Source organism: Actinacidiphila polyblastidii, from assembly GCF_036353415.1.
In the GTDB taxonomy this organism is placed as follows: Bacteria; Actinomycetota; Actinomycetes; order Streptomycetales; family Streptomycetaceae; genus Actinacidiphila; species Actinacidiphila polyblastidii.
This window is the reverse complement of record NZ_JAZEWV010000002.1, coordinates 88,008-114,087: the sequence shown is the minus strand read 5'-3', so window position 1 is coordinate 114,087 and position 26,080 is coordinate 88,008. Positions and strand designations below refer to the sequence as shown.

22 protein-coding genes are annotated in these 26,080 nt (G+C 70.9%); 11 read left to right on the top strand and 11 right to left on the bottom strand.

Annotated elements, in window-relative coordinates; genetic code table 11:
- Positions 1-87: 87 nt before the first annotated feature.
- From V2S66_RS03730 to V2S66_RS03715, 4 genes are all read left to right on the top strand, one after another.
- Positions 88-3,318, top strand: a complete 3,231-nt coding sequence (locus V2S66_RS03730; RefSeq protein ID WP_330792971.1) for a discoidin domain-containing protein — start codon at positions 88-90, stop codon at positions 3,316-3,318.
- A 158-nt stretch (positions 3,319-3,476) separates the two neighbouring features.
- Positions 3,477-4,235, top strand: a complete 759-nt coding sequence (locus tag V2S66_RS03725; protein WP_330792970.1) for a nucleotidyltransferase — start codon at positions 3,477-3,479, stop codon at positions 4,233-4,235.
- A 77-nt stretch (positions 4,236-4,312) separates the two neighbouring features.
- Positions 4,313-4,831, top strand: a complete 519-nt coding sequence (locus V2S66_RS03720; protein WP_330792969.1) for a pyridoxamine 5'-phosphate oxidase family protein — start codon at positions 4,313-4,315, stop codon at positions 4,829-4,831.
- 68 nt (positions 4,832-4,899) lie between these two features.
- Positions 4,900-5,421: an AAA family ATPase gene (locus V2S66_RS03715; protein ID WP_330792968.1), complete on the top strand. Its 522-nt coding sequence runs from the start codon at positions 4,900-4,902 to the stop codon at positions 5,419-5,421.
- Between the two features lie 37 nt (positions 5,422-5,458).
- Here V2S66_RS03715 and V2S66_RS03710 read toward each other — a convergent pair whose 3' ends face one another.
- The 4 genes from V2S66_RS03710 to dnaB all read right to left on the bottom strand — a co-directional run bounded on the left by V2S66_RS03710 (position 5,459) and on the right by dnaB (position 9,745).
- On the bottom strand, positions 5,459-5,893 hold the full coding sequence (locus V2S66_RS03710; RefSeq protein ID WP_330792967.1) for a VOC family protein: 435 nt from the start codon (positions 5,891-5,893) through the stop codon (positions 5,459-5,461).
- Between the two features lie 50 nt (positions 5,894-5,943).
- Positions 5,944-7,116: an RNA polymerase sigma factor gene (locus V2S66_RS03705; protein WP_330792966.1), complete on the bottom strand. Its 1,173-nt coding sequence runs from the start codon at positions 7,114-7,116 to the stop codon at positions 5,944-5,946.
- A gap of 7 nt (positions 7,117-7,123) precedes the next feature.
- Positions 7,124-7,531, bottom strand: a complete 408-nt coding sequence (locus tag V2S66_RS03700) for a YciI family protein (protein WP_330792965.1) — start codon at positions 7,529-7,531, stop codon at positions 7,124-7,126.
- Between the two features lie 141 nt (positions 7,532-7,672).
- Positions 7,673-9,745: a replicative DNA helicase gene (dnaB, locus tag V2S66_RS03695; protein WP_413966290.1), complete on the bottom strand. Its 2,073-nt coding sequence runs from the start codon at positions 9,743-9,745 to the stop codon at positions 7,673-7,675.
- A gap of 676 nt (positions 9,746-10,421) precedes the next feature.
- Between dnaB and V2S66_RS03690 the strand changes: the two genes are divergently transcribed.
- Positions 10,422-11,780, top strand: coding sequence for an MATE family efflux transporter (locus V2S66_RS03690; protein WP_330793223.1), 1,359 nt, complete (start codon positions 10,422-10,424; stop codon positions 11,778-11,780).
- 123 nt (positions 11,781-11,903) lie between these two features.
- On the opposite strand, the gene rplI is transcribed toward V2S66_RS03690, so the two are convergent.
- From rplI to rpsF, 4 genes are read right to left on the bottom strand one after another with little or no spacing between them, the layout of a single operon-like run.
- Positions 11,904-12,353, bottom strand: a complete 450-nt coding sequence (rplI, locus tag V2S66_RS03685; protein ID WP_330792963.1) for a 50S ribosomal protein L9 — start codon at positions 12,351-12,353, stop codon at positions 11,904-11,906.
- A 17-nt stretch (positions 12,354-12,370) separates the two neighbouring features.
- Positions 12,371-12,607, bottom strand: a complete 237-nt coding sequence (gene rpsR / locus V2S66_RS03680; protein ID WP_031512678.1) for a 30S ribosomal protein S18 — start codon at positions 12,605-12,607, stop codon at positions 12,371-12,373.
- 43 nt (positions 12,608-12,650) lie between these two features.
- Positions 12,651-13,247: a single-stranded DNA-binding protein gene (locus tag V2S66_RS03675; protein ID WP_330792962.1), complete on the bottom strand. Its 597-nt coding sequence runs from the start codon at positions 13,245-13,247 to the stop codon at positions 12,651-12,653.
- A 58-nt stretch (positions 13,248-13,305) separates the two neighbouring features.
- Complete coding sequence (rpsF, locus tag V2S66_RS03670; RefSeq protein WP_205045254.1) at positions 13,306-13,596, bottom strand: 30S ribosomal protein S6; 291 nt, start codon at positions 13,594-13,596, stop codon at positions 13,306-13,308.
- Positions 13,597-13,889: 293 nt separating this feature from the next.
- Between rpsF and V2S66_RS03665 the strand changes: the two genes are divergently transcribed.
- From V2S66_RS03665 to V2S66_RS03655, 3 genes are all read left to right on the top strand, one after another.
- On the top strand, positions 13,890-14,189 hold the full coding sequence (locus tag V2S66_RS03665; RefSeq protein ID WP_330792961.1) for a hypothetical protein: 300 nt from the start codon (positions 13,890-13,892) through the stop codon (positions 14,187-14,189).
- A 96-nt stretch (positions 14,190-14,285) separates the two neighbouring features.
- Positions 14,286-15,407: a lipid II:glycine glycyltransferase FemX gene (locus tag V2S66_RS03660; protein ID WP_330792960.1), complete on the top strand. Its 1,122-nt coding sequence runs from the start codon at positions 14,286-14,288 to the stop codon at positions 15,405-15,407.
- A 61-nt stretch (positions 15,408-15,468) separates the two neighbouring features.
- Positions 15,469-16,509, top strand: a complete 1,041-nt coding sequence (locus tag V2S66_RS03655; RefSeq protein ID WP_330792959.1) for an alanine racemase — start codon at positions 15,469-15,471, stop codon at positions 16,507-16,509.
- Positions 16,510-16,560: 51 nt separating this feature from the next.
- On the opposite strand, the gene V2S66_RS03650 is transcribed toward V2S66_RS03655, so the two are convergent.
- Together V2S66_RS03650 and V2S66_RS03645 are read right to left on the bottom strand one after the other, a co-directional pair.
- Positions 16,561-18,024: a glycosyltransferase family 87 protein gene (locus V2S66_RS03650; RefSeq protein WP_330792958.1), complete on the bottom strand. Its 1,464-nt coding sequence runs from the start codon at positions 18,022-18,024 to the stop codon at positions 16,561-16,563.
- Positions 18,025-18,148: 124 nt separating this feature from the next.
- Positions 18,149-20,755, bottom strand: a complete 2,607-nt coding sequence (locus V2S66_RS03645) for a transglycosylase domain-containing protein (RefSeq protein WP_330792957.1) — start codon at positions 20,753-20,755, stop codon at positions 18,149-18,151.
- 561 nt (positions 20,756-21,316) lie between these two features.
- Here V2S66_RS03645 and V2S66_RS03640 point away from each other — a divergent pair.
- From V2S66_RS03640 to V2S66_RS03630, 3 genes are all read left to right on the top strand, one after another.
- Complete coding sequence (locus V2S66_RS03640) at positions 21,317-21,958, top strand: PadR family transcriptional regulator (RefSeq protein ID WP_330792956.1); 642 nt, start codon at positions 21,317-21,319, stop codon at positions 21,956-21,958.
- A gap of 23 nt (positions 21,959-21,981) precedes the next feature.
- Entirely contained in the window at positions 21,982-23,064 is a 1,083-nt protein-coding gene (locus V2S66_RS03635) for an inositol-3-phosphate synthase (protein WP_330792955.1), read from the top strand.
- Between the two features lie 136 nt (positions 23,065-23,200).
- On the top strand, positions 23,201-24,496 hold the full coding sequence (locus V2S66_RS03630; protein WP_330792954.1) for an MFS transporter: 1,296 nt from the start codon (positions 23,201-23,203) through the stop codon (positions 24,494-24,496).
- 146 nt (positions 24,497-24,642) lie between these two features.
- On the opposite strand, the gene V2S66_RS03625 is transcribed toward V2S66_RS03630, so the two are convergent.
- Positions 24,643-26,058: a CCA tRNA nucleotidyltransferase gene (locus tag V2S66_RS03625; protein ID WP_330792953.1), complete on the bottom strand. Its 1,416-nt coding sequence runs from the start codon at positions 26,056-26,058 to the stop codon at positions 24,643-24,645.
- Positions 26,059-26,080 lie beyond the last annotated feature (22 nt).

Below are 26,080 nucleotides of genomic sequence, written 5' to 3'. Positions count from 1 at the left end.
GAGCAACATATGAGGGTCACCCCACGCGGGCTCTCCAGTGTCCGTAAACGTTTCCGACGATCACCGCAGGGCATTCTGCTGCTGGCCATGGGGCTCCTCGCCGCAGCCTTCCTGTCGCTGGTGCCCACCGCCTCCCACGCCGCGACGCCCACCCTGCTCTCGCAGGGCAAGCCCGCGACGGCCTCGTCCGTCCAGGACCCCTTCACCGCGAGCGCGGCGGTGGACGGCGATCCGGGCACCCGCTGGTCCAGCGCCGCGTCCGATCCGCAGTGGCTCCAGGTCGACCTCGGCTCCTCGCAGCCGATCACCCAGGTCGTCCTCACCTGGGAGACCGCCTACGGCAAGGCGTTCCAGATCCAGGTCTCGGACAACGGTTCCACGTGGAACACGATCTACTCCACGACCACCGGCACCGGCGGCACCCAGACGCTCGCCGTCACCGGCACCGGCCGCTACGTGCGGATGTACGGCACCGCACGCGGAAGCCAGTGGGGCTACTCGCTCTGGGAGTTCCAGGTCTACGGCGGTTCCGGCGGCACCACGCCGCCCGCCACCTGCGCCACCACCACCGCGGCCCTCGGCAAGCCGGCCACCGCGTCCTCCACGGAGAACGCCGGCACCCCGGCCTCCGCGGCCTTCGACGGCAACGCCGGCACCCGCTGGTCCAGCGCGGCGTCCGACCCGCAGTGGCTCCAGGTCGACCTCGGCTCCTCGCAGGCCGTCTGCGGCGCCCAGCTGACCTGGGAGACGGCGTACGCGAAGGCGTACCAGATCCAGGTCTCGGACAACGGTTCCACGTGGAACACCGTCTACTCGACCGCCACCGGCCCCGGCGGCGTGGAGAACCTCTCCTTCAACGCCACCGGCCGCTACGTGCGGATGTACGGCACCGTCCGCGCCACCCAGTACGGCTACTCCCTCTGGGAGTTCACCCTGCTGACGCCCGGCGGCACCGGCACCACCACCCCGCCGCCCGGCGGTGGCAACGGCGACTGCCCCTGGGTGGGGTCCACCGCACCGGTGGCCACCCGCGTGCAGCAGGTCATGGCGCAGATGACCACCGCCCAGAAGGTGTCCATCCTGCACGGAAACAACAACGCGACCCCGTACATCGGCAACATCACCGGCATCCCGTCGCTGTGCATCCCGAACATCGGGCTGCAGGACGGTCCGCACGGCGTCGGCGACGGACTCGGCGGCGTCACCCAGATGCCGTCCGCCAACGCGTCCGCGGCGACCTGGGACAACGCCCTGGAGCAGCAGTACGGCGCCGCGATCGGCGCGGAGTTCGCCGGCAAGGGGGTGCAGGTCGCACTCGGCCCGACGCTGAACATCGTGCGCGACCCGCGCTGGGGACGCGCCTTCGAGACCTTCGGCGAGGACCCGTACCTGAACGGGCAGATGGCCTCCGCGGACATCCGCGGCATCCAGAGCCAGGGCGTGATGGCCGAGATGAAGCACGTGGCCGTCTACAACATCGAGAACCCGGCGGGCTCCGTCGTCGTGGACAAGCGCACCATGCAGGAGCTGTACCTGCCGGCCTTCCAGGCAGCCGTCCAGCAGGGCTCGCCGGCCGCGGCGATGTGCGCGTACAGCGTCGTCAACAGCGTGCCGGCCTGCCAGAACCCGGATCTGATGAACACCGGGCTCTACCAGCAGGCGAACTTCGGCGGCTTCATCACCAGCGACTGGGGCGGCACCCACTCGACGGTGGAGTCCGCGAACGCGGGCCTGACCGTGGAGATGCCCAACGGGTACTTCTTCGCGGACTTCCTCGCCCAGGCGGTGGCCAACGGCACCGTCAGCCAGACCACGCTCAACACCATGGTCAGCAGGCTGCTCACCCAGTTCTTCGCCTTCGGCCTCTTCGACAAGGCGCCGAGCGGCTCGCGCGACGCGACCGTCACCACCCCGGCGCACGTGCAGGTCGCCCTCCAGGGCGCCGAGGAGGGCGCGGTGCTGCTGAAGAACAACGGCGTGCTGCCGCTGTCCACCTCCACCACCCACTCGATCGCGGTGATCGGCTGGGACGGCGGCGCGGGCGTGCAGTCCATCGGCGGCGGCAGCGCCACCACGACCAGCTCCGGCACCGTCTGGCCGATCACCGGCATCCAGAACCGGGTCGCGGGCACCGGCACCACCGTCCAGTACAACGACGCGAACAACCTCGCCTCGGCGGTCACCCTGGCCCGCTCCTCCGACGTGGCGATCGTCTACGCGTCGGACAACTACGGCAACGAGGAGCACGACAGCACCACCCTCGACCTGCCGAACAACGGCGGCGGCAGCGTCAGCCAGAACGACATGATCGCCCAGGTGGCGGCGGCCAACCCGCACACCATCGTGGTGCTGAACAACAACTCGGCGATCAACATGCCGTGGCTGAACTCGGTCGCCGGCGTCTTCGAGGCGTTCTACCCCGGCCAGCAGATCGGCACCGCGATGGCTGCGCTGATCTTCGGCGACGTCAACCCGTCGGGCAAGCTGCCCGTGACCTTCCCCAAGTCACTGGCGGACGTGCCCGCGAACACCCCGGCGCAGTGGCCGGGCACCAACGGGCAGGTCCAGTACAGCGAAGGGCTGAACGTCGGCTACCGCTGGTACGACGCGAAGAACATCGCACCGCTCTTCCCGTTCGGCTTCGGCCTGTCGTACACCACCTTCGGGTTCAGCAACCTCCAGGTGGGGGCGCTGTCCGGAGGGAACGCGACCGTCCATGTGACCGTCACCAACACCGGCACGCGGGCCGGCACCGACGTGGCGCAGCTCTACGTCGGCGATCCGGCGTCCACCGGTGAGCCCGTGCACCAGCTGCGCGGCTACCAGCGGGTGACGCTCAACCCCGGCCAGTCGCAGACGCTGACCTTCACCGTCAGCACCCACGACCTGGCTTACTGGAACACCGGCAGCAACAACTGGACCACCGCCGCCGGCACCTACCAGGTCCTGCTCGGCGACTCCTCGCGGAACCTGCCGGTCAGCGGCACCCTCTCGGTGCCGACCACCGTCAACGGGGCGGTGGCCGCCGCCCTCAGCAAGGCGGAGACGGCGCCCGCCGCCACCGCCGCACCGCTCGCCCTGCCCAACCCGCACGGCATGAGCAGCCCGGTCGGCAAGCGGGTCGGCTGGACCTACGACCCGAACGCGGCCGCCGGCACCGCCTGGACGGCGACCGGCCTCCCGCCGGGCGTCTCCCTGGACGCCGCCGGCCGCTTCACCGGCGCGGCCGCCGCACGCGGCACGTATACCGTGACGGTCACCGCGAAGAACACCGCCGGAGCCACCGGCGCGGCCACCTTCGTCTGGACCGCCACCTGATCCCGGCGTGATCCCCGACCCGATCCCCACCTGATCCCCTCCTGACCAGCGGGTGAACCGCACCGGCGCGACCCCGGCCACCCCCGTGCCCGCCAGGCACGGGGGCGGCCCCTTTCCGCACCTGGCACCAGGGCTCCCCGCCGTGGAACAGTCGTGCCATGAGCGATGCGGTACACGCACTTCTGAACCGTTTCCTCGGCGGCCTGCGCGAGGCGGTGCCGCTGACCGCCCTGTGGGCGCACGGCTCGCTCGCCCTGGGCGACTTCCAGCCCGGCCGCAGCGACCTCGACATGATCGCCGTCGTCGCCGCCCCCGTCACCGGCCCGCAGCGCACCGCGCTCGGCGCGCTGCACGCCCGGCTGGACGCCGAGGAGCCGCTGGCCGCGAAGCTGCACTGCTCGTACGTCGTGGTTGAGGCGATCGGCGATCCAGCCGTCAGCCATCTCACCTGGGCGCACCGGGAGCTGACGGCGCGTCCGGTCACCGAGGTGAGCCGGCGTGAGCTGCACACCGGCGACCACACGCTCTTCGGCCCGCCGCCCCGCGCGCTCCTCCCGGAGGTCTCCGACGCCGAGCTGGCCGCGTTCGTCCGCACCGACCTGCGCACCTTCTGGCTGCCCGCCACCGCCATGCCCGTCCGCTGGCTCCAGGACGTGTGGGTCGACCTCGGCCTGCTGACGGTGGCGCGCGCCACCGTCACCCTCGACGACGGCCGGCTGATCACCAAGGGCGAGGCCCTCGACGTCCTCGCCCGGCTCGGCGCACCGCCCGCGGTGGTCGCCGACATCCGCGCCCGCCGCTACGGCCGGCCGCTCCCGCTGCCCGCCCACCGGCGGCTGCGCCGGGCGCAGGCGGCCCGCGCGTTCGCCCGCGCGCGCATCAAGGCGACGCTGACCGGCGCGTCCGGAGCGTCCTGACGCCGCTGTCAGTGGCGTCCGGCAGGCTGGAACCGCCGGCCCGGACGGAGCCGGCACCTGCGACGGAGGTGCACGCCATGAGCGAACCGGCCATGCCCGAGGGCACGCTCGACGCCCGCTACAGCGATCCCAGGGCGGAGCCCAGCCGGTGGGAGGAGGTCCGCGAGGCGCTCGACACCGCGCAGACGTACTGGCTGACGACCGTGCGGGCCGACGGCCGCCCGCACGTCACCCCGCTGATCGCGATCTGGGACGCGTCCGCCCTGCACTTCTCCACCGGCGAGCGGGAGCAGAAGTCCCGCAACCTCGCCGCGCACCGCCACGTCGCCCTGACCACCGGCGCCAACGCTCTCGACGAGGGCCTGGACGTCGTCCTCGAAGGTGAGGCGACCCGCGTCACCGACACCGCCCGCCTGGAGCACCTCGCCGCGGCCTGGCTGCGCAAATACGGCGAGGTCTGGCGGTACGAGGTCCGCGACGACTCCTTCTGGCACCCCGGCGGCGGCCTCGCCACCGTCTACGCCGTCCGACCCGCCGCCGTCCACGCCTTCCGCAAGGGCCCCACCTACGCCCAGACCCGCTGGACCCTCGACTGACGCGGCGGCTTCCCGCCACTCCGGACGCCGCCGGACGCCCGCCTGACGCATCGCACTAACCTCGGGCCATGATTGTGTGGCTCAACGGGACCCACGGCGCGGGCAAGACGACGACCAGCGCGCTCGTACAGCAACTGATCCCGGACTCACGGGTGCTCGACGCCGAGAAGGTCGGCGAGACGCTCATGGACATCAGCCCGGGACTGCCCGGCACCGACAACTTCCAGCACTGGCCGCCGTGGCGGCAGCTCGTCGTCGAGACCGCCCACCGGGTACTCGCCTACACCGGCGGTGTTCTGGTGATGCCCATGACCGTCCTGGTCGAGCCGTACTGGCGCGAGATCAGCGCGGGCCTCGCCCAGTACGCCATCCCGGTGCGGCACTTCGTCCTGCACGCCGACCAGGCGACGCTGCGCGGGCGCATCGAGGGGGACGCCCTCCTGGGGCCCTCCACCTTCCGCCTCAAGTACCTCGAGCCCTACGCCGAGGCGGCGCGCACCTGGCTGCACAGCGAGGCGGAGGTCGTCGACACCACCCACCTCACCCCTGCGCAGGCCGCGCGGCGGGTGGCGGAGGCCGTCACGGGGTGAGGGGGCGTGGGCGGGCTCGGCGGGTGGTCGCGGGGCGTCAGTCGAGGCAGAACTCGTTGCCCTCGATGTCCTGCATCGCGATGCACGACTCGTTGAAGCCGTCGGCACGCAGCACCTGCACGAGGCTCGCGCCGAGCGCCAGCAGCCGGTCGCATTCGGCCTGCAGCGCGGCGAGCCGCTCGTCCCCCGCCAGCCCGGTGCCGACGCGCACGTCGAGGTGCACCCGGTTCTTGACGACCCTGCCCTCGGGAACCCGCTGGAAGAACAGCCGCGGCCCCTCACCCGAGGGGTCGACGCAGGCGAACGCGGAGCCCTGGCGCTCCGCGGGCAGCGAGCGATCGAACGCGTCCCATGAGGCGAACCCCTCCGGCGGGGGCGGCACCACGTACCCCAGCACCTCGCACCAGAAACGAGCGACGCGCTCCGGCTCCGCGCAGTCGAAGGTGACCTGGAACTTCTTGATCGACGCCATCGGGCCACCATAGTGGCGCCGGCGGCTCTCCGCGCGATCCGTCAGCGGGATCAGCGGTCGCCGCGGCGGTCTTCGGCACGGTCTTCGAGGCGGGCGTTGAGGCGGGCGGCCTGGCGGGTCAGGTGGTCGCGCTCGGCGAGGTTCGGCGCCAGGTGGGCCGCCTCGGCGTACAGCCGTGCCGCCGCCGCCAGGTCGCCGTCGCGCTCGTGGAGGTACGCCGCCACCGCGGTGCGGCGGGGCAGGGAGGCGTCCAGTGCGGCGAGCGCCGCCAGGCCGGCGCGCGGTCCGTCGGCCTCCCCGACGGCGACCGCGCGGTTGAGCCGGACGACCGGACTGGCGGTCAGGCGGGTCAGTTCGTCGTACCACTCGACGATCTGCACCCAGTCGGTCTCCTCGGCGGTGGGCGCGTCGGCGTGGAGGGCCGCGATGGCCGCCTGGGCCTGGAACTCGCCCAGCCGGTCGCGGGCGAGGGCCGCCTGCAGGATCTCGACGCCCTCGGCGATCGACGCGGTGTCCCACCGGCCGCGGTCCTGCGCGGCGAGCGGCACCAGGCTGCCGTCCTGCGCCGTCCGGCCCGCGCGCCGGGCGTGGTGGAGCAGCATCAGGGCGAGCAGCCCCGCCACCTCGGGGTGGTCGATCACCGCCGCGAGCTGCCGGGTGAGCCGGATCGCCTCGGCCGCGAGGTCGACGTCGCCGGAGTAGCCCTCGTTGAAGACCAGGTAGAGGACGCGCAGCACGGTGGCGACGTCGCCGGGCTGGTCGAGCCGCACCTCGGAGACGGTGCGTTTGGCCCGGCTGATGCGCTGCGCCATCGTCGCCTCGGGCACCAGGTAGGCGCGGGCGATCTGCCGGGTGGTCAGGCCGCCCACCGCGCGCAGCGTGAGCGCGACGGCCGAAGCCGGCGTCAGCGAGGGGTGCGCGCACAGAAAGTAGAGCTGGAGCGTGTCGTCCACCGCGGTCGCGGACCCCGGCGCCGGCTCCTCACCGACGCGGGTCTCCCGCCGGCGGCGGGCCGCGTCCGCGCGGGTGGCGTCGAGGAACTTGCGCCAGGCCACCGTGACCAGCCAGCCCTTCGGGTCCCGCGGCGGGTCGGCGGGCCAGCCGCGGACCGCTTCGACCAGGGCGTCCTGGACGGCGTCCTCGGCCGCCGCGAAGTCGGCTCCGCGGCGGACGAGGACGGCGAGCACGCCCGGCGTGAGGCTCCGGACCAGCGCCTCGTTCATCGACGCGTCACTCCGTGATGGTGGGGTGCTCGCCCAGGAACGGCCGGAGCTCCAGCCACTCGTGGATCGGCCGCCCGCCCGCCCCGGGAGCGGCCGACAGCTCCCCGGCCAGCTCGACGGCGCGCGCGTAGCTGTCGACGTCGATCACCATCCAGCCGGCGATGAGGTCCTTGGTCTCGGCGAACGGGCCGTCGGTGACCGGCGGCCGCCCCTCGCCGTCGTACCGGACGAAGGTCCCCTCCGGGGAGAGCGCCTGGCTGTCGACGAACTCCCCGGTCCCCTCGAGCCGCGCCGCGAAGTCGTTCATGTACCCCACGTGGGCCGAGATCTCCTCCGGCGTCCACTTCGCCATCGGCACATCGTTGACCGAAGCCGGGGCGCCGCGGTAGTGCTTGAGCAGCAGGTACTTGGCCATCGTCGCTCTCCTCGCTCGTGCGACCCTCGTGGTCGCGTTCACCGCGGGGACGGAGCCGGCCACGGGTTCTCGACACCGCCGCCGAGTCTTCCCCATGCTCCCCGGCCCCGGCCGGCGCCGCGCGAGCCACACACCGCGACCTCAGGTCTGGGCCATGTCCACGAAGCGGGAGTAGTGGCCCTGGAAGGCGACCGTGATGGTCGCGGTGGGGCCGTTGCGGTGCTTGGCGACGATGAGGTCGGCCTCGCCGGCGCGGGGGGACTCCTTCTCGTAGGCGTCCTCGCGGTGCAGCAGGATCACCATGTCGGCGTCCTGCTCGATGGAACCGGACTCGCGCAGGTCGGAGACCATCGGGCGTTTGTCGGTGCGCTGTTCGGGGCCACGGTTGAGCTGGGAGAGCGCGATGACCGGCACTTCGAGCTCCTTGGCCAGGAGCTTGAGGTTCCGGGACATGTCGGAGACCTCCTGCTGGCGGCTCTCCGCGCGGCGCGAGCCGCCCGACTGCATCAGCTGGAGGTAGTCGATGACGACGAGCCGCAGGTCGTTGCGCTGCTTGAGGCGGCGGCACTTGGCCCGGATCTCCATCATCGACAGGTTCGGCGAGTCGTCGATGTACAGCGGTGCCTCGGTGACGTCCGACATCCGGCGCGCGACCTTCGTCCAGTCGTCGTCGGTCATCGTGCCGGAGCGCATGTGGTGCAGCGCCACCCGCGCCTCGGCGGACAGCAGGCGCATCGCGATCTCGTTGCGGCCCATCTCCAGGGAGAAGATGACGCTCGGCATCTTGTGGGCGATGGAGCAGGTGCGCGCGAAGTCCAGCGCGAGGGTGCTGTTGTGGGTGGGCACCATCGAGCGTGTCGCCAGGTAGAGGTGGCGCGGGTTGTCCACCTCGACGCAGCGCACCGGGACGCTCTCGATCTCGCGCACCTCGGTGATGAACCGGCGGGTGCGCCCGGCCGTGGTGAAGGCGACGGTGTGGACGGTGGCGGGCTCGCCGGTACGGCCCCGCACCCGCCTGGCCGTGGTCCGGCACCGGTGGCCGAGGCTCGTGAGCAGTTCACTGACGCTCTCGGCCAGCGCGCGGCCGCTCACCGCGAGCCGCGCCGAGCCGGTCGCGGTGACCGTGCCGGCGGAGTCGAGCAGGCCGCGCAGCAGTTCCGTGCGCTGGGCGGCCGACGCCCGCAGGTATGCCGCGGGGATCGCCCCCTCCCCGTCCGCCGCGCCCGCCTCGGCCCCCAGCCGGACGCCGAGGGTGTGCGGGGAGACGGGCAGCTCCCGATCGGGGAGCTCCAGGGGGGTGGCGTTGACGACCGAGTGGTTGAGCCGCCGGTCCGCCGGACCGGTGCACCGCAGGGTCGCGGCGATCTCCTTGGTGGTCCTGACGGCGCCGCCGTCCTGCCGGGCCGACCGCCGCGAGGCGCGTGTCTCGGTGAGCCACTGGTGATCCGCGTCCGCGACGACCTTGGTGCCGTCGTCGAAGGTGACCTCGTAGCAGGGGCGGCCGGTCATCACCTCGGTGGTGGCGACGATCCGGGTCGGCTGTCCCTCGGCCGACAGCAGCAGGTCGCCGACCTGGACCTCGCCCATGGTGGTCCAGCCGCCGGGGGTGGGGAGCGGGGTGTCCAGGGCCAGCGCCTTGCCCATCGCGGGGCGGGCGGCGATGACGATCATCTGGCCGGGGTGCAGGCCGTTGGTGAGGGAGTCGAGGTCGGTGAAGCCGGTGGGGACGCCGGACATCTGGCCGCTGCGGGAGCCGATCGCCTCGATCTCGTCGAGCGCGCCCTCCATGATGTCGCCGAGCGGGAGGTAGTCCTCCGAGGTGCGCTGCTCGGTGACCGCGTAGATCTCGGCCTGCGCGTTGTTGACGATCTCGTCGACGTCGCCGTCGGCGGCGTACCCCATCTGCGTGATCCGGGTGCCGGCCTCGACGAGGCGGCGCAGCACCGCCCGTTCGTGGACGATCTCGGCGTAGTACTCGGCGTTGGCCGCGGTGGGCACGGCGTTGACGAGCGTGTGCAGGTACGGGGTGCCGCCGACGCGGGCGATCTCGCCGCGCTTGGTCAGCTCGGCCGCGGTGGTGATGGGGTCGGCGGGCTCGCCGCGGGCGTAGAGGTCGAGGATCGCGCTGTAGATGGTCTCGTGGGCGGGGCGGTAGAAGTCCGCGCCCTTGAGCACCTCGACGACGTCGGCGATGGCGTCCTTGGACAGCAGCATGCCGCCGAGCACGGACTGCTCCGCGTCGAGGTCCTGCGGGGGGACGCGCTCGAAGCCGCCGCCGTCGGAGAAACGGCCTGCCGAATCGTCCTGGTTGTTCTTCTTGCGGAAGGGACTGACGGCGGGGCGGCCGTCGGACGCCATCTCCGCCCAGTGGTCGTCCGCGGGTTCGGGTTGGGTCATGCCGCCACCTCCCTCCCGTCCGACCGGTCCGGCCGGACCCCGCGTGCGGGTGCCACTCTTTCACGTCCCAGCCGGAGACTTATTGCCCCACCCGAGCTTCGCGCGCGGCGGGTCGGGGAGCGTCCACGGTAGGCCCCCGGAGCACCTGCACCAACCCGGTTATCCACAGGGCATGTGGACAGCCACCGCATACCTGTGGAGAACTGCCCCCAACCTGTGTACAGCCCTTGGGACAGCGCTGTGGACAAGCAGTTGATCGCCCCGGCCGACCGCCTCCGACCTGCATGTTCTTCATCCATAGGCTGTGCAGGAGAAAAACTTTTTGCCTCGGATCAAGATCGCCACAAACGACGCGGAGGAGATCACTCTACGCAGTCATCTGTAATGACCAGACTCACACTTCACCTCTTACTTGTGGACGACTACGCTGTCTCCCGTGAACCCGGTCACGCAACCCCCCGCACCCTCGCGGCAACAGGGCCCCACCGGCCCCCTGCGCACCGTCCGGCGACGGCACGACCGCGAGATCCTGGCACTGGCCGTGCCCGCGTTCGGCGCTCTCGTCGCCGAGCCGCTCTTCGTCATGGCGGACAGTGCCGTCGTCGGCCACCTCGGCACCGCGCAGCTGGCCGGCCTGGGCGTCGCCGCCGCGCTGCTGACCACCGCCGTCAACATCTTCGTCTTCCTCGCCTACGCCACCACCGCCGCGGTCGCCCGCCGGGTCGGCGCAGGCGACCTGCCGGCCGCGCTGCGCCAGGGCATCGACGGCATCTGGCTGGCGCTGCTGCTCGGCGCCCTCACGATCGCCGTGGTGCTGCCCGCCGCACCCGCCGTCGTCGACCTCTGTGGCGCCTCGCCCACCGCGGCCCCGTACGCCGTCACCTACCTGCGGATCAGCACGCTCGGCATCCCCGCGATGCTGGTGGTCCTCGCCTCCACCGGCGTCCTGCGCGGCCTCCAGGACACCAGGACGCCGCTCTACGTGGCCGTCGCCGGCTTCACCGCCAACGCCGGGCTCAACGCCGTCCTGGTCTACGGCGCCGGCCTCGGCATCGCGGGCTCGGCCTGGGGCACGGTCATCGCCCAGAACGGCATGGCCGCGGTCTACCTGTGGGTGGTCGTCCGCGGCGCCGCCCGCCAGGCCCGGGACACACCGGGCGAGGGCGCCGGCCGCGCGGAGGTGTGGGCGCTGCTGCGCCCCGACGCGGCCGGGATCAGGGCCTGCGCCCGCGCGGGCGTGCCCCTGCTGGTCCGCACCGTCAGCCTGCGGGCGGTCCTGGTGATCGCCACCGCGGTGGCCGCGGGGCTCGGCGACACCGAGATCGCCGCCCACCAGATCACCCTCACCGTCTGGTCGCTGCTGGCCTTCGCCCTGGACGCGATCGCCATCGCCGGCCAGGCGATCATCGGCCGCTACCTCGGCGCGCAGGACGCCGAGGGCGCGCGGGCCGTCTGCCGCCGCATGATCCAGTGGGGGGTGGCGTGCGGAGTCGTGCTGGGCCTGCTGGTCGCACTCGCCCGCCCGCTGATCGGGCCGATGTTCAGCTCCGATCCGGCGGTGCGGGACGCGCTGTCGGCCGCGCTGCTCGTGGTCGCCCTGGCGCAGCCCGTCTGCGGGGTGGTGTTCATCCTCGACGGCGTGCTGATGGGCGCGGGCGACGGTCCGTACCTGGCCTGGTCGATGCTGCTGACGCTGGCGGTCTTCGTGCCCGCCGCGCTGGCGGTGCCGGCGCTCGGCGCGGGACTCACGGCGCTCTGGTGGGCGATGGCGCTGATGATGCTGACCCGGCTGGTGGCGCTGTCGCTGCGCGCCCGCTCCGGCCGCTGGCTGGTCACCGGCGCCGCTCGCTAGGCCGCCCCGCGGACACGGCCCGGACACGGCGGAGGGCCGGCCACCCCGTGCGGGGTGACCGGCCCTCGATGTTCCACGTGGAACAAACAGACCAAGCGGAACGAGCCGAACAAACGGCGTGCCTTACGCGGCGACGACCTCGATGTCGAGGACGGCCTCGACCTCGGCGTGCAGTCGCACCGACACCTTGTGGGCGCCGAGCGTCTTGATCGGCGCGGCGACCTCGACCCGGCGCTTGTCCACTGCCGGGCCGCCCGCGGACTTGATCGCCGAGGCGATGTCGGCCGGGGTGATGGACCCGAAGAGACGGCCGGTGTCACCGGCGCGGGTGCTCAGCTTGACCTTGACGGACTGCAGCTGCGCCTTGACGGCGTTCGCGTCGTCGAGCGAGTGGATCTCGCGGATACGACGCGCACGGCGGATCTGCTCGACGTCCTTCTCGCCACCCTTGGTCCACGCGATGGCGAAGCCACGCGGGATCAGGTAGTTGCGGGCGTAGCCCGGCTTGACGTCGACGATGTCGCCTGCGGCGCCCAGGCCGCTGACCTCGTTGGTAAGGATGATCTTCGACATGCTTCGGTCACCCTTCCTTATCGAGCGGTCGAGGTGTACGGCAGCAGTGCCATCTCACGGCTGTTCTTCACTGCCGTGGCGACGTCACGCTGGTGCTGGGTGCAGTTGCCGGTCACGCGGCGGGCACGGATCTTGCCGCGGTCGGAAATGAACTTCCGCAGCATGTTGGTGTCCTTGTAGTCCACGTACACGGTCTTGTCCTTGCAGAAGGCGCAGACCTTCTTCTTCGGCTTGCGCGGGGGCGGCTTCGCCATGGTGACTTTCTCCTATGCGATCAAGAAGTGGGGTGGATCCGCCCTAGAAGGGCGGCTCGTCCGAGTAGCCGCCGCCTGAGGAGGAGGAACCGGAGCCGCCGCCCCAGTTGCCTCCGCCGCCCTGCCCGCCGGCCGGCGCGCTGGTGGCCCAGGGGTCGTCGGCGGGAGCACCGCCGCCGCCCTGCTGACCGGAGCCGCCGCTCCAGCCGCCGCCACCCTGGCCCTGGCCGCCGCCACCGCCGTAGCCACCCGGCTGACCGCCGCGGCTCGCGCCGCCGCTGGTCTTGGTGACCTTGGCCGTGGCGCTCCGGAGGCTGGCGCCGACCTCGTCGACATCCAGCTCGTAGACCGTCCGCTTGACGCCGTCGCGGTCGTCGTAGGACCGCTGCTTCAGGCGGCCCTGGACGATGACGCGCATACCGCGCTGAAGCGACTCAGCGACGTTCTCCGCCGCCTGCCGCCAGACCGAGCAGGTGAGGAAGAGGCTCTCGCCGTCCTTCCACTCGTTGGTCTGACGGTCGAAGGTGCGGGGAGTGGACGCGACGCGGAACTTCGCGACCGCCGCACCGGACGGGGTGAATCGCAGCTCGGGGTCGTCGACGAGATTGCCGACGACCGTGATGACGGTCTCGCCTGCCATTGGGATGACCTCTCGACTGGCTGTGGGCTGTGCTGGTGACTGCTACTCGGAGTCCGGACTAGTGCAGTTCCGGACGGAGGACCTTGGTCCGCAGCACCGACTCGTTCAGGTTGAGCTGACGGTCCAGCTCCTTGACGACCTCAGGCGTGGCCTTCAGGTCGACGACCGAGTAGATGCCCTCGGGCTTCTTGTTGATCTCATAGGCGAGACGACGACGGCCCCAGGTGTCGACCTTCTCCACACTGCCGCCGCCGTTGCGGACGACGGACAGGAAGGACTCGATCAGGGGGGAGACAGCGCGCTCCTCAAGATCGGGGTCGAGAATGAGCATGAGCTCGTAGTGACGCATAGGGAACCCACCTCCTTTGGACTCAGGCGGCCACGGCATTTCCGTGGCAGGAGGGTTTGTGCTTTGCGTCGCAACGGTAGCGCGGGGCACTGACAACGCCGCCCGGCTTCCCCACCCGAAAGAAGAGGAGGTGACCGGACCACGGCGACACGCCCGGCAGACACCGGTGCAGACCGTACAGGCTACCCGCAACCGCCCCCCGGGTTGAAATCCGCCCCCGGATGCCCGCAATCTGTACACATCGGGTGTGTAAGGCGCTACCGGGCGCCACGACTCCGTCACGGAGGTGCCCCATGGCACAGCAGCACGCTGCACGGACTCACCACTTCACCTTCAACACCGACGGCCGGCCGCATCCCCTGGAGAACACCCTGGTCGCCGTGACCGCGGTGCTCGGGATCATCGCGGTCAGCACGGCGGCCTTCCACAGCCTGCACGTCCTCACCTCGTGGACGGGCCTCGTGGGCATCCTGACCGGCGCCTACGGCCAGTTCATCTCGGCGACCACCGCGGAACGATTCGTGCTGATCATCAGCCTGGGGATGTCCGGATTCGGCTTCTATCTCGCGATGGCCCACGGCGGCCTCTGGTAGCGGTGACACCCGCTCGGGCAGTAGCGGCCAGGCTCCCCGTGCACAGTAGGCTTCGGGCCAGTAAGCCCGCAGTCGTGAGCATGGGGAGCGCCCCGCATGAGCCTGACCCTGAGGACCATCAGCCGCGAGCAGCATCTGGCGTACATCCAGAGCCTGCCCGCAGCGAGCCACTGCCAGGTCCCGGCATGGGCTGATGTCAAGAACGAGTGGCGCTCGGAGAGCCTCGGCTGGTTCGACAAGAAGAGCGGCCACATGGTCGGTGCGGGGCTGGTCCTGTACCGCCAGCTCCCCAAGGTCAAGCGCTACCTCGCGTACCTGCCCGAGGGCCCGGTCATCAACTGGTACGCGCCGAACCTCGACGAGTGGCTGCAGCCGATGCTCGCCCACCTGAAGTCGCAGGGCGCGTTCACCGTCAAGATGGGCCCGCCGGTCATCATCCGCCGCTGGGACGCCACCGCCGTCAAGGCCGGCATCGCCGACCCGGACGTGAAGCGGCTGCGCGACGTCGAGGCCACCTTCATCGAGCCGCGCGCCTTCGAGGTCGCCGACCGGCTGCGCCGGATGGGCTGGCAGCAGGGCGAGGACGGCGGCGCCGGCTTCGGCGACGTCCAGCCGCGCTACGTCTACCAGGTCCCGCTGGAGAACCGGTCGCTGGACGACATCCAGAAGAACTTCAACCAGCTGTGGCGCCGCAACATCAAGAAGGCCGAGAAGGCCGGCGTCCAGGTGGTGCAGGGCGGCTACGACGACCTGCCCGAGTGGCAGCGGCTGTACGAGATCACCGCGGAGCGCGACCACTTCCGGCCGCGGCCGCTGGCGTACTTCCAGCGTATGTGGAAGGCGCTGAACACCGAGGACCCCAACCGGATGCGGCTGTACCTGGCGGTGCACGACGGCGAGGCGGTGGCCGCGGCCACCATGCTGACCGTCGGCCGGCACGTCTGGTACTCGTACGGCGCCTCGGCCAACCACAAGCGCGAGGTGCGCCCGTCCAACGCGATGCAGTGGCGGATGCTCCGCGACGCGTACGCCATGGGCGCGAGCGTCTACGACCTGCGCGGCATCAGCGACTCCCTGGACGAGACCGACCACCTCTTCGGTCTGATCCAGTTCAAGGTGGGCACCGGCGGCCAGGCTGCCGAATACTTGGGCGAGTGGGACTTCCCGCTGAACAAGCTGCTGCACAAGGCACTCGACATCTACATGTCGCGCCGCTGACCGGCCGACTCTCCTGGACTGAAGTCCGGTGGCACCCCGAAAGGAAGGGTCTGACCAGGCCATGGCGCTCACCCTGTACGTCGACACCGCGCGCTGGCGCGCCCACCAGCAGTCCGTGGTGGACCAGTTCCCGGGCATCGTGCCCGTGTGCAAGGGGAACGGCTACGGCTTCGGCCACGAGCGGCTCACCGGCGAGGCGACACGGCTGCGCGCCGACATGCTCGCCGTCGGCACGACGTACGAGGCCGCCAGGATCAAGGACTTCTTCAGCGGCGACCTGCTGGTGCTGACGCCGTACCGGCTCGGCGAGGAGCCGGTGCCGCTGCCCGACCGGGCGATCCGCTCGGTCTCCTCGGTGGAGGGCGTGCGCGGCCTGGTCGGCGCCCGGGTGGTCATCGAGGTGATGAGCAGCATGCGGCGCCACGGCGTCGCCGAGGACGACCTGGTGAAGCTGCACACCGCGATCGACGACGTCCGCCTTGAGGGCTTCGCCATCCACCTGCCGCTGGACCGCACCGACGGCAGCGACGCGGTGGAGGAGGTCTTCGCGTGGATGGAGCGGCTGCGGGCGGCCCGGCTGCCGCTGCACACCATGTTCGTCAGCCACCTGAAGGCCGCCGAGCAGGCCACGCTCCAGCAGCAGTTCCCGCAGACGCGCTTCCGGGCGCGGATAGGGACACGGCTGTGGCTGGGCGACCACGACGCGACGGAGTACCGCGGCGCGGTGCTGGACGTCACCCGGATCGCCAAGGGGGAGCGGTACGGCTACCGGCAGGAGAAGGCCGCGGCGGACGGCCACCTGGTGGTGGTGGCAGGCGGCACCTCGCACGGCGTCGGGCTGGAGGCGCCCAAGGCGCTGCACGGGCTGATGCCGCGGGCCAAGGGCGTCGCGCGGGCCGGCCTCGCCACCGTCAACCGCAACCTGTCCCCGTTCGTGTGGGCGGGCAAGCAGCGCTGGTTCGCCGAGCCGCCGCACATGCAGGTGTCGATCCTCTTCCTGCCGGGCGACGTGGCGCCGCCCGCGGTCGGGGACGAGCTGGTGGCGCATCTGCGGCACACCACCACGCAGTTCGACCGCGTGGTGGACCGCCACCCCGCCTAGGGTCCGCCACCCCCGGCACGGTCACCGGCCGCGTAGCCGCCTGAAGAGGCGCTACGCGGCCGCCGCGTGCTTGGGCTCGTGCGGCTCGGGGCCGAGGACGAAGACGTCGTCCGCGCCGTCCAGCGGGCCGCCGGCCGGGTCGTCCTCGCCGCCCTGCCGCAGCACGTCGTACTCGGGCAGCAGGATGTCGCGCACCACGATCGCGCTCAGGTAGAGCACGCCCAGCAGGTGCACGCCGATGGCCAGGTGGTAGGCGTCTGCGGTGAGGCCGTGGTGCTTGGCGCCGGTGACGTACGCGAGCCGGTACCAGATGCCCAGGAAGTAGATCACCTCGGCGCCCTGCCAGATGAGCAGGTCCCGCCAGCGCGGCCGGGCCATCACGGCCAGCGGCAGCAGCCACAGCACGTACTGCGGCGAGTAGACCTTGTTGCTCAGCACCAGCGCGGCCACCGCCAGGAAGGCCAGCTGCCCGAGCCGCGGCCGGCGCGGGGCGCACAGGGCGAGCCCGGCGACCGCCGCGCAGAGCAGCAGCATCAGCGCGGTGCCGAAGGCGTTGACGGAGTCGATGGTGAAGACGTGGCCGGAGCGCTCGCTGATGATCAGCCAGAGCGAGCCGTAGTCGGTCGGCCGGGACCGGCTGAAGGAGTAGAACTGCGCCCAGCCGGACCTGGCCCAGACGATCACCGGCAGGTTCACCACCAGCCAGGCGCCGACGGCGCCGCCCAGCGCGACGGCGAACTGCCGCAGCCGTCCGGCCCGCAGGCACAGGAAGAACAGCACGCCGATCAGCAGCACGGGGTAGAGCTTGGCCGCGGTGGCCAGGCCGATCAGCACACCGGCCCAGCCGGGCCGGCCGCGCGACCAGAGCATCAGCCCGGCCGCGGCGAGCGCCACCGCGAACAGGTCCCAGTTGACGGTCGCGGTCAGCGCGAGCGCGGGGGACAGCGCCACGAAGAGCCCGTCCCACGGCCGGCGCCGGGTGGTGCGCGCCACGCACACCACCAGCACGACCGCGCAGACCATCAGCATCCCGGCGTTGACCGCCCAGTACGTCTGCGCGCTGTGCTGCGCGGAGCCGTGCGGGGTGAGCCAGGACGCGACCTCCATGAAGAGCCCGGTGAGCACCGGGTACTCCAGGTAGTGCAGGTCGGCGGAGCCGCTCATGCCCGTCGGGATCCTGTCGAAGTACGGCACCAGGTCGGTGGAGAAGCCGCGCTGGGCGTACAGGTGCGGGATGTCGGAGTAGCACGCGTGGATGTACTGCGGGTCGCCGGGCTGGAACCAGGCGCCGGAGTAGCAGGACGCCTTCTGGACCATGCCGAGCGCGAACATCCCGATCACGACCAGGACCATCACCCGCAGCGGGTTCCACCAGTGGTGGCCGGCCGCCCTGGCCCACCGCCCGGCGGGGCCGCCGATCAGTTCGCTGCCGGACACGGCCAGCGGGTCCTCGTCCGTGGGGCGGACGGAGAGCTCTCGCTGGTCGTCCTCTTCGCGGTCGCGCACGCTCGTCATGGCGCCATCCTGCCGTACGCGACTGTGCGCGCGAGAGCCCCTGTGGCCTCGATTCGTCACAGGGGCTCTGAACGGCGCTGTCCGGTCCGCGGCCGGACTGCGGGCCCCGTGCGGGGCCCGCGGATCAGCCTCCGCCGCCGTTGGGGTGGTTCGGGTTGTTGGGGTTCCTGCCCGTCGGCTGGCCGGTGGGTGTCGTCGTGTCGGTGGGCGTCGGCGTGGTGCCGCAGTTCTTGTCCCACGGGAAGCACGGCGTGGTCGGCGTGTCCGTCGGGGTGGTCGGCGGCGTGTCCGTCGGGGTGGTCGGCGGCGTGGTGGGCGGCGTGGTCATCGTCGGCGGCGGCGTGGTCGGCGTCGGCGTCGTCTCGGTCGGGGAGGGCGTCGGGCTCGGCACGTTGCCGTAGATGAGCTTGCCGACCGTGGTGGAGGGCTTCTGGAACGGCGTCTTCGGCACGTTTCTGGTGAGGACGGAGTTCATGTAGTCCTTCCAGATCTGCGCCGGGAAGGAGTTACCGTGAATCGTCGGCGCGCCACCGGTCCCGTACATCTTCAGGAACGGGTTGTTGAGCGCCTTGCCGGTCTTCGGGTCGACGTGCGTCTGGTCGTCGCGCCGGAACATCACCACGGTGGTGGACAGCTGCGGAGTGAAGCCGTCGAACCAGGCCGACTTGTTGTCGTCGGTGGTACCGGTCTTGCCGGCCGCGGGACGGCCGCCGTCGAGCTGCGCGGTGGTACCGGTGCCCTTCTTGATCACGTCGGCGAGCATCCCGGTGATGGTGTCGGCGACGTTGGCGTCGAACGCGACCTTGGGCTTGGCCCTCTTGTCGGTGTCGTGCTGCCAGATCGGTTCGCCCCCGTGCTTCACGAGCTGCACCGAGAAGGGCTCGTTCTGCTCACCGTGGTTGTCGATCGTGGCGTAGGCGTCGGCCATCCGGATCGCGCTGGGCGAGGAGGTGCCGATCGAGTACGTGACACTGTTCTTGTAGTCGTCCAGCGCGTTGTGGCTGGTCGGCACGAGGCCGGCGGCGAGCGCCGCGTTGTGCACGAGGTCGGTGCCGACGTCCTCGCCGAGCTGGACGAACGGCGCGTTCAGCGAGCGGTCGAGCGCGTCGCGCAGGGTGACCCGCGGGAAGTTGTCGCCGTCGTCGTTGGGCTGGTACCAGGGCTGGCCGTCGTTATTGTACCAGGGTTTGCCCTGGTACGTCATGATCTGCTGCTTGTTCTTGCCGCTGAACACGCTGTCCGGCGAGACCGGGGTGCGCTGGTCGTCGGTCTGGCTCTCCCCCAGGTCGGGGTTGCGCACGCCGTGGGTCATCGCGGCCGCGAGCACGAACGGCTTGAAGGTCGATCCGACCTGGGCGCCGGTCTCGTCGGCGTTGTTGGTGAAGTGCTTGGTGTAGTCGGTGCCGCCGTACAGCGCCAGGATCGCGCCGCTCTGCGGGTTCAGTGACGCCCCGCCGAACTGCACGAACTTGTCCTTGTCCGGGTCCGCCTTGTCGCTCTTGTCGACATGGGTGCCACCGGGCTTGATGTGCGCCGCCTGGACCTTCTTCACCGCGGCCTCGAGCGCGTTCACCTTCGGCTTCTCGAAGGTGGTGTGGATCTCGTAGCCGCCCTGGGTGAGCTGGTCCGGGGTGAGGATCTTGTTGTTGATCAGGTAGTTCTTGGCGGTCTCGACGAGGTAGCCGACCTGGCCTGCCAGCTGCGCGTTCTTGGTCGGCGTCTTCGGCATCGGGTATGCGGCGTACTTCGCGCGGTCGGCGGCCGACAGCCTGCCGTCCTGGACCTCCTGGTCCAGGATCCAGCCCCAGCGCTCCTTGGAGTTCTTCAGGTTGTTCGCCGCGGTGGCGTCCGGGTCGATGTCGGTGTTGCCGGCCGGGTCGTAGTACGTCGGGCCCTTGAGCAGCGCGGCCAGGAACGCGGACTGGCTCGGGTTCAGCTTGGAGGCGTCGATGCCGTAGTACGTGCGGGCCGCGGCCTGGATGCCGTAGGCGTTGCGGCCGAAGTAGGAGGTGTTGAGGTAGCCCGCCATGATGTCGGTCTTCTTCAAGGTCGCGCCGACCTTTATGGAGATGAAGAGTTCCTTGAACTTCCGGCTGAAGGTCTGCTGCTGGGTGAGCCGGGTGTTCTTCACGTACTGCTGGGTGATGGTCGAGCCGCCCTGGGTCTCGCCGCCGCGCGCCATGTTGTAGACGGCGCGGGTGATGCCCATCGGGTCGACGCCCTTGTCGGTCCAGAACGTCTTGTTCTCCGCGGAGACCACGGCGTTCTGCATGCTCTTCGGGATGGCGTCGATGTCGAGGATCTGGCGGTTGACCTCACCGCCGGTGGCGACCATCTGCGTGTTGTCGGCCCAGTAGTAGACGTTGTTCTGCGCGGTCGCGGCGAGGTTCTCGTCCGGCACGCTGACCATCGCGTAGGCGATGCCGACCAGGCCAACGAGGGCGCCGAAGAAGCCGATGCACACCGCGGTCACCTGGCGCCAGGACGGCATCCAGTGGCGCCAGCCGTCCTTGCCGAAGCGCGGGTAGTCGATGAACCGCTTCTTGGCCGGGCGTCGTCCCGCGCCCCGGCCGGCCCGCCCTGGGCCGGTGGCCCCGGGACCGGCGGGTCCCGCGGCGCGGCGCCTGCCCGCGCCGGCGCCGGGGCGTCCCTGGGCCGCGCGGCGTGCGGCCGCGCGCCCCTGGTAGGGCTGGTCGTCGGCGGCGGGGCCGCTCGGCGAGCCCGTCGGCATGCCGCTAGGCGATCCGGATCCGGCCGGGGGACCGCCGGCGGCCCGACGGCCGCCGGACGGAGGGGGTGTCGGCTGCTGCCCCGCTCGCCGTGCGGCAGCGCGGCCGCCGGGCGGCGGCGACTGCGGCGGCGGCTTGCGACGGTGCTCGCTCATGAACAGCTACTCCTCGACAGGCGGGATCGCCTGCAGGTCCTCGATGACGTTCGGGTCGGGTCCCCCTGCGCGCGACCAGGTCAAGTCGCACCGCACCGAGGATCAAGACGCACGCCGGCGTCGCAGGGTTCCCGGTGCTTCGCATGGCGAACAGAGTACGCAGGATCAAAAGACGCAGGATCCGCAGGTTCGTCGCAAAAGGGATACATGGGTGCTCACAGGTTCGGCGATGTGATGCCGGTCACCGCGCCGCGCCTTGCATGATGTGTCGAGCCGTTCTATCGTCCAGATGTATCGACTCGATACATCGGGCCGAGACAGTCTGGAACGAACATGCTGGACACGGTAGCCACACGGCCGGGACCCCCGGCGGTGGACCGCTCGACACGCGGACGAGGGGACGAGGGATTGAGCAAGCGCTCCGGAATCCTCGAATTCGCGATTCTCGGTCTGCTGCGTGAGTCCCCGATGCACGGCTACGAGCTGCGCAAGCGGCTCAACACCTCACTCGGGGTGTTCCGTGCCTTCAGCTACGGGACGCTCTATCCCTGCCTGAAGACGCTGGTCATCCAGGGGTGGCTGGTCGAGGAGACGGCACCGGACGGCGACACGCCGGCCGCGCCGCTCGCCGGCCGGCGAGCGAAGATCGTCTACCGGCTGACGGCCGCGGGCAAGGAGCACTTCGAGGAGCTGCTCGCCGCCTCCGGCCCGGACGCCTGGGAGGACGAGCACTTCGCGGCTCGTTTCGCCTTCTTCGGCCAGACGTCGAAGGACGTCAGGATGCGAGTCCTCGAAGGGCGGCGCAGCCGCCTGGAGGAACGCCTGGAGAAGATGCGCGCCTCGCTCGCGCGCACCCGTGAACGGCTCGACGACTACACGCTCGAGCTGCAGCGGCACGGCATGGAATCGGTGGAACGCGAGGTCCGGTGGCTCAATGAGCTGATCGAGACCGAGCGGGCCGGACGCGTGGTGCGCCCGACCGCCGAGCGGGACGACAACGACAACCATCAAGAGAACGGCGGCCGACCCGGAGACCGGGGAACCGCGTGACGATTTCACAAGGAGCAACCGGTATGGGTTCGGTTCGCGTAGCCATCGTTGGCGTAGGCAACTGCGCCACGTCGCTGGTGCAGGGTGTCGAGTACTACAAGGACGCCGACCCGGACAGCAGGGTGCCTGGTCTCATGCACGTGCAGTTCGGCGAATACCACGTGCGTGACGTTGAGTTCGTGGCCGCCTTCGATGTCGACGCGAAGAAGGTCGGACTCGACCTCGCGGACGCCATCGGGGCCAGCGAGAACAACACCATCAAGATCGCCGACGTGCCGCAGACCGGTGTGACCGTGCAGCGCGGCCACACCCTCGACGGCCTCGGCAAGTACTACCGCGAGACCATCGAGGAGTCCGACGAGGCCCCGGTCGACATCGTCGAGATCCTCAAGGACCGCAAGGTCGACGTCCTGGTCTGCTACCTGCCGGTCGGTTCCGAGGCCGCTGCGAAGTTCTACGCGCAGTGCGCCATCGACGCCAAGGTCGCGTTCGTCAACGCCCTCCCGGTCTTCATCGCCGGCACCAAGGAGTGGGCGGACAAGTTCACCGAGGCCGGCGTGCCGATCGTCGGCGACGACATCAAGTCCCAGGTGGGCGCGACCATCACGCACCGCGTGCTGGCCAAGCTCTTCGAGGACCGCGGCGTCGTCCTCGAGCGCACCATGCAGCTGAACGTCGGCGGCAACATGGACTTCAAGAACATGCTCGAGCGTGAGCGCCTGGAGTCCAAGAAGATCTCCAAGACGCAGGCCGTCACCTCGCAGATCCCCGACCGCGAGCTGGGCGCCAAGAACGTCCACATCGGTCCCTCGGACTACGTGCAGTGGCTGGACGACCGCAAGTGGGCGTACGTCCGCCTCGAGGGCCGCGCGTTCGGCGACGTCCCGCTGAACCTGGAGTACAAGCTGGAGGTCTGGGACTCCCCGAACTCCGCCGGTGTCATCATCGACGCCGTGCGTGCCGCGAAGATCGCCAAGGACCGCGGCATCGGCGGCCCGATCCTCTCCGCGTCCTCGTACTTCATGAAGTCCCCGCCGGTGCAGTACTACGACGACGAGGCCCGCGACAACGTGGAGAAGTTCATCCGCGGCGAGGTCGAGCGCTGAACCGCCGTACCGCCTGTACTGCTGGTATCGCTGAACCGCTGAACCGCTGACGTCGCCGCTGCGACGACGGCTCTGATCGGTGTCGAGGCCCCGGGTCGTGTGCCCGGGGCCTCGTGCGTCGTGTGAGGGTGTGTCCATGGCTGTCGTCCGCGATCTGCGCGTGCTGCTGCGGTTGCCGGACTTCCGGCGCCTGCTGGCGGTGCGTCTGCTGTCCCAGCTCTCCGACGGCGTCTTCCAGGTCGCACTGGCCGCCTACGTGGTGTTCTCCCCGGAGAAGCAGACCTCGCCCGGCGCGGTCGCCTCCGCGATGGCCGTACTGCTGCTGCCCTACTCGCTGCTCGGCCCGTTCAGCGGTGTGCTGCTGGACCGCTGGCGCCGGCGCCAGGTGCTGCTCTACTGCAACGCCCTGCGCGCGGTCCTGTCCTGCGCCACGGCCGCGCTGATCCTGCTGCACGTGCCGGACTGGCTGTTCTACCTCTCGGCCCTCTCGGTGACCGGCGTGAACCGCTTCGTGCTGGCCGGGCTGTCCGCCGCGCTGCCCCGGGTGGTGGCCGGGGACCAGCTGGTGACGGCGAACTCCCTGTCGCCCACCGCGGGAACCCTCGCCGCGACCGCGGGCGGCGGTGCCGCCTTCGTCGTCCATCTCTTCCTGTCCACGGGCGCGGCCGCCGACGCCGCCACCGTCCTCCTCGGCGCCGTGCTGTACGGCTGCGCGGGTCTGTCCGCCCTCACCCTCGGACGCGATCTGCTCGGCCCGGACCTGCGGGGCGCCGGGCCGCGGTTCGCCTCGGCTCTCGCCTCCACCGCCCGCGGCCTGGGCGAGGGGCTGAACCACCTTCGGGAGCGCCCGGCCGCCCGGCAGGCCATGGCCGCGGTGACCGCGATGCGGTTCTGCTACGGCGCCCTGACCGTCACCGTGCTGATGCTCTGCCGCTACGCCTGGTCCTCGCCGACCGACGACGACCGGGGGCTCGCCCTGCTCGGGCTGGCCGTCGGCCTGTCGGCGGCCGGGTTCTTCGTGGCGGCGCTCGTCACGCCCTGGGCCGGCGCCCGGTTCGGCCCCTCGGGCTGGATCGCCGGGTGCGCGGCGGGATCGGCTGTCCTGCTCCCGCTGCTGGCCGTGGGCTTCGACATGACTCCCCTGATGCTGGCCGCCTTCGCACTCGGCTTCACGATGCAGGGCGCCAAGATCGCCACCGACACCATCGTGCAGTCGACTGTCGACGACGGCTTCCGCGGCCGGGTCTTCTCCCTCTACGACGTCGCCTTCAACGTGGCGTTTGTCGGAGCGGCGGCGGTCTCCGCACTGGTGCTGCCGGCGGACGGCCGCTCCGCCACCCTGATCGCCGGCCTCACGCTGATCTACGCCGCGGTGGCGGTCGCCGTACTGCGGGTCGGACACCGGACGCGAGCCGCCGAGGCACGCCCGTAGGCCGATGTTCCACGTGGAACATCGCACGGCGCGATGGGCGCGATGAGTGCGGAGGGGTGGCGGGGCCGGCTCCGCGGTCGCGGGAGCCGACGCGAGGGATGGCGATGTTCCACGTGGAACATCGGGCGGCTCGGCGGCGACCGGCCTCAGTTCTGCGCCGCCCACCAGTCCCTGAGCGCGGCGATGGCCGCCTCCTCGGCGAGGGGCCCGTGCTCCAGCCGCAGCTCCAGCAGGAACTGGTACGCCTTGCCGACCACGGGGCCCGGCTTGACGTCCAGGACCTCCATGATCCGGTTGCCGTCCAGGTCCGGGCGGATCGCGTCCAGCTCCTCGCGCTCCTGCAGCTCGGCGATCCGTGCCTCCAAGCCGTCGTACGTCTGGGAGAGCGCGGCGGCCTTGCGCTTGTTGCGGGTCGTGCAGTCGGAGCGGGTGAGCTTGTGCAGCCGTTCCAGCAGCGGGCCACCGTCCCGGACGTAGCGCCGCACCGCGGAGTCGGTCCACTCCCCGCTGCCGTAGCCGTGGAAGCGCAGGTGCAGCTCCACCAGCCGGGAGACGTCCTTCACCTGCTCGTTGGGGTACTTCAGCTGGGTCATCCGGGCCTTGGTCATCTTCGCCCCCACCACCTCGTGGTGATGGAAGGAGACCCGGCCGTCGGACTCGAAACGGCGGGTGCGCGGCTTCCCGATGTCATGGAGCAGCGCGGCCAGCCGCAGCACCAGGTCGGGACCGTCGGTCTCCAGGTCGATGGCCTGCTCCAGCACGGTCAGGGTGTGCTCGTAGACGTCCTTGTGCCGGAAGTGCTCGTCACGCTCCAGGCGCAGCGCGGACAGCTCCGGCAGCACCCGGTCGGCCAGGCCGGTCTCGACGAGCAGCCGGAGCCCCTTGCGGGGGTGGTCGGAGAGGACCAGCTTGTTCAGCTCGTCCCTGACCCGCTCGGCGGAGACGATCTCGATGCGGTCGGCCATGGCGGTCATCGCCGCCACCACCTCCGGCGCCACCTCGAAGTCCAGCTGTGCGGCGAAGCGGGCCGCGCGCATCATCCGCAGCGGATCGTCGGAGAAGGACGACTCCGGGGTGCCGGGCGTCCGCAGCACCCGCGCCGCCAGGTCGTCCAGACCGCCGTAGGGGTCGATGAAGTCGGCGTCGGGCAGGGCGACGGCCATCGCGTTGACCGTGAAGTCGCGGCGGACCAGGTCCTCCTCGATGGTGTCGCCGTACGACACCTCGGGCTTGCGCGAGGTACGGTCGTACGCCTCGGACCGGTAGGTGGTGACCTCGATCTGGTAGCCGTCCTTCATGCCCCCCACCGTCCCGAAGGCGATGCCGACCTCCCAGACGGCGTCGGCCCAGGGCCGCAGGAGCTTCAGGACCTGCTCGGGCCGAGCGTCGGTGGTGAAGTCCAGGTCGTTGCCGAGTCTGCCGAGCAGGGTGTCCCTGACCGAGCCGCCGACGAGCGCGAGCTGGAACCCCGCGTCGCGGAAACGGCGGCCGAGGTCCTCGGCCACCGGCTCGATGCGGTGGCGGGCCTGCGGATTCTGGGCGGCATTGCTGGCATTCGGCACAACGTCAAAGGGTACGGGTCGC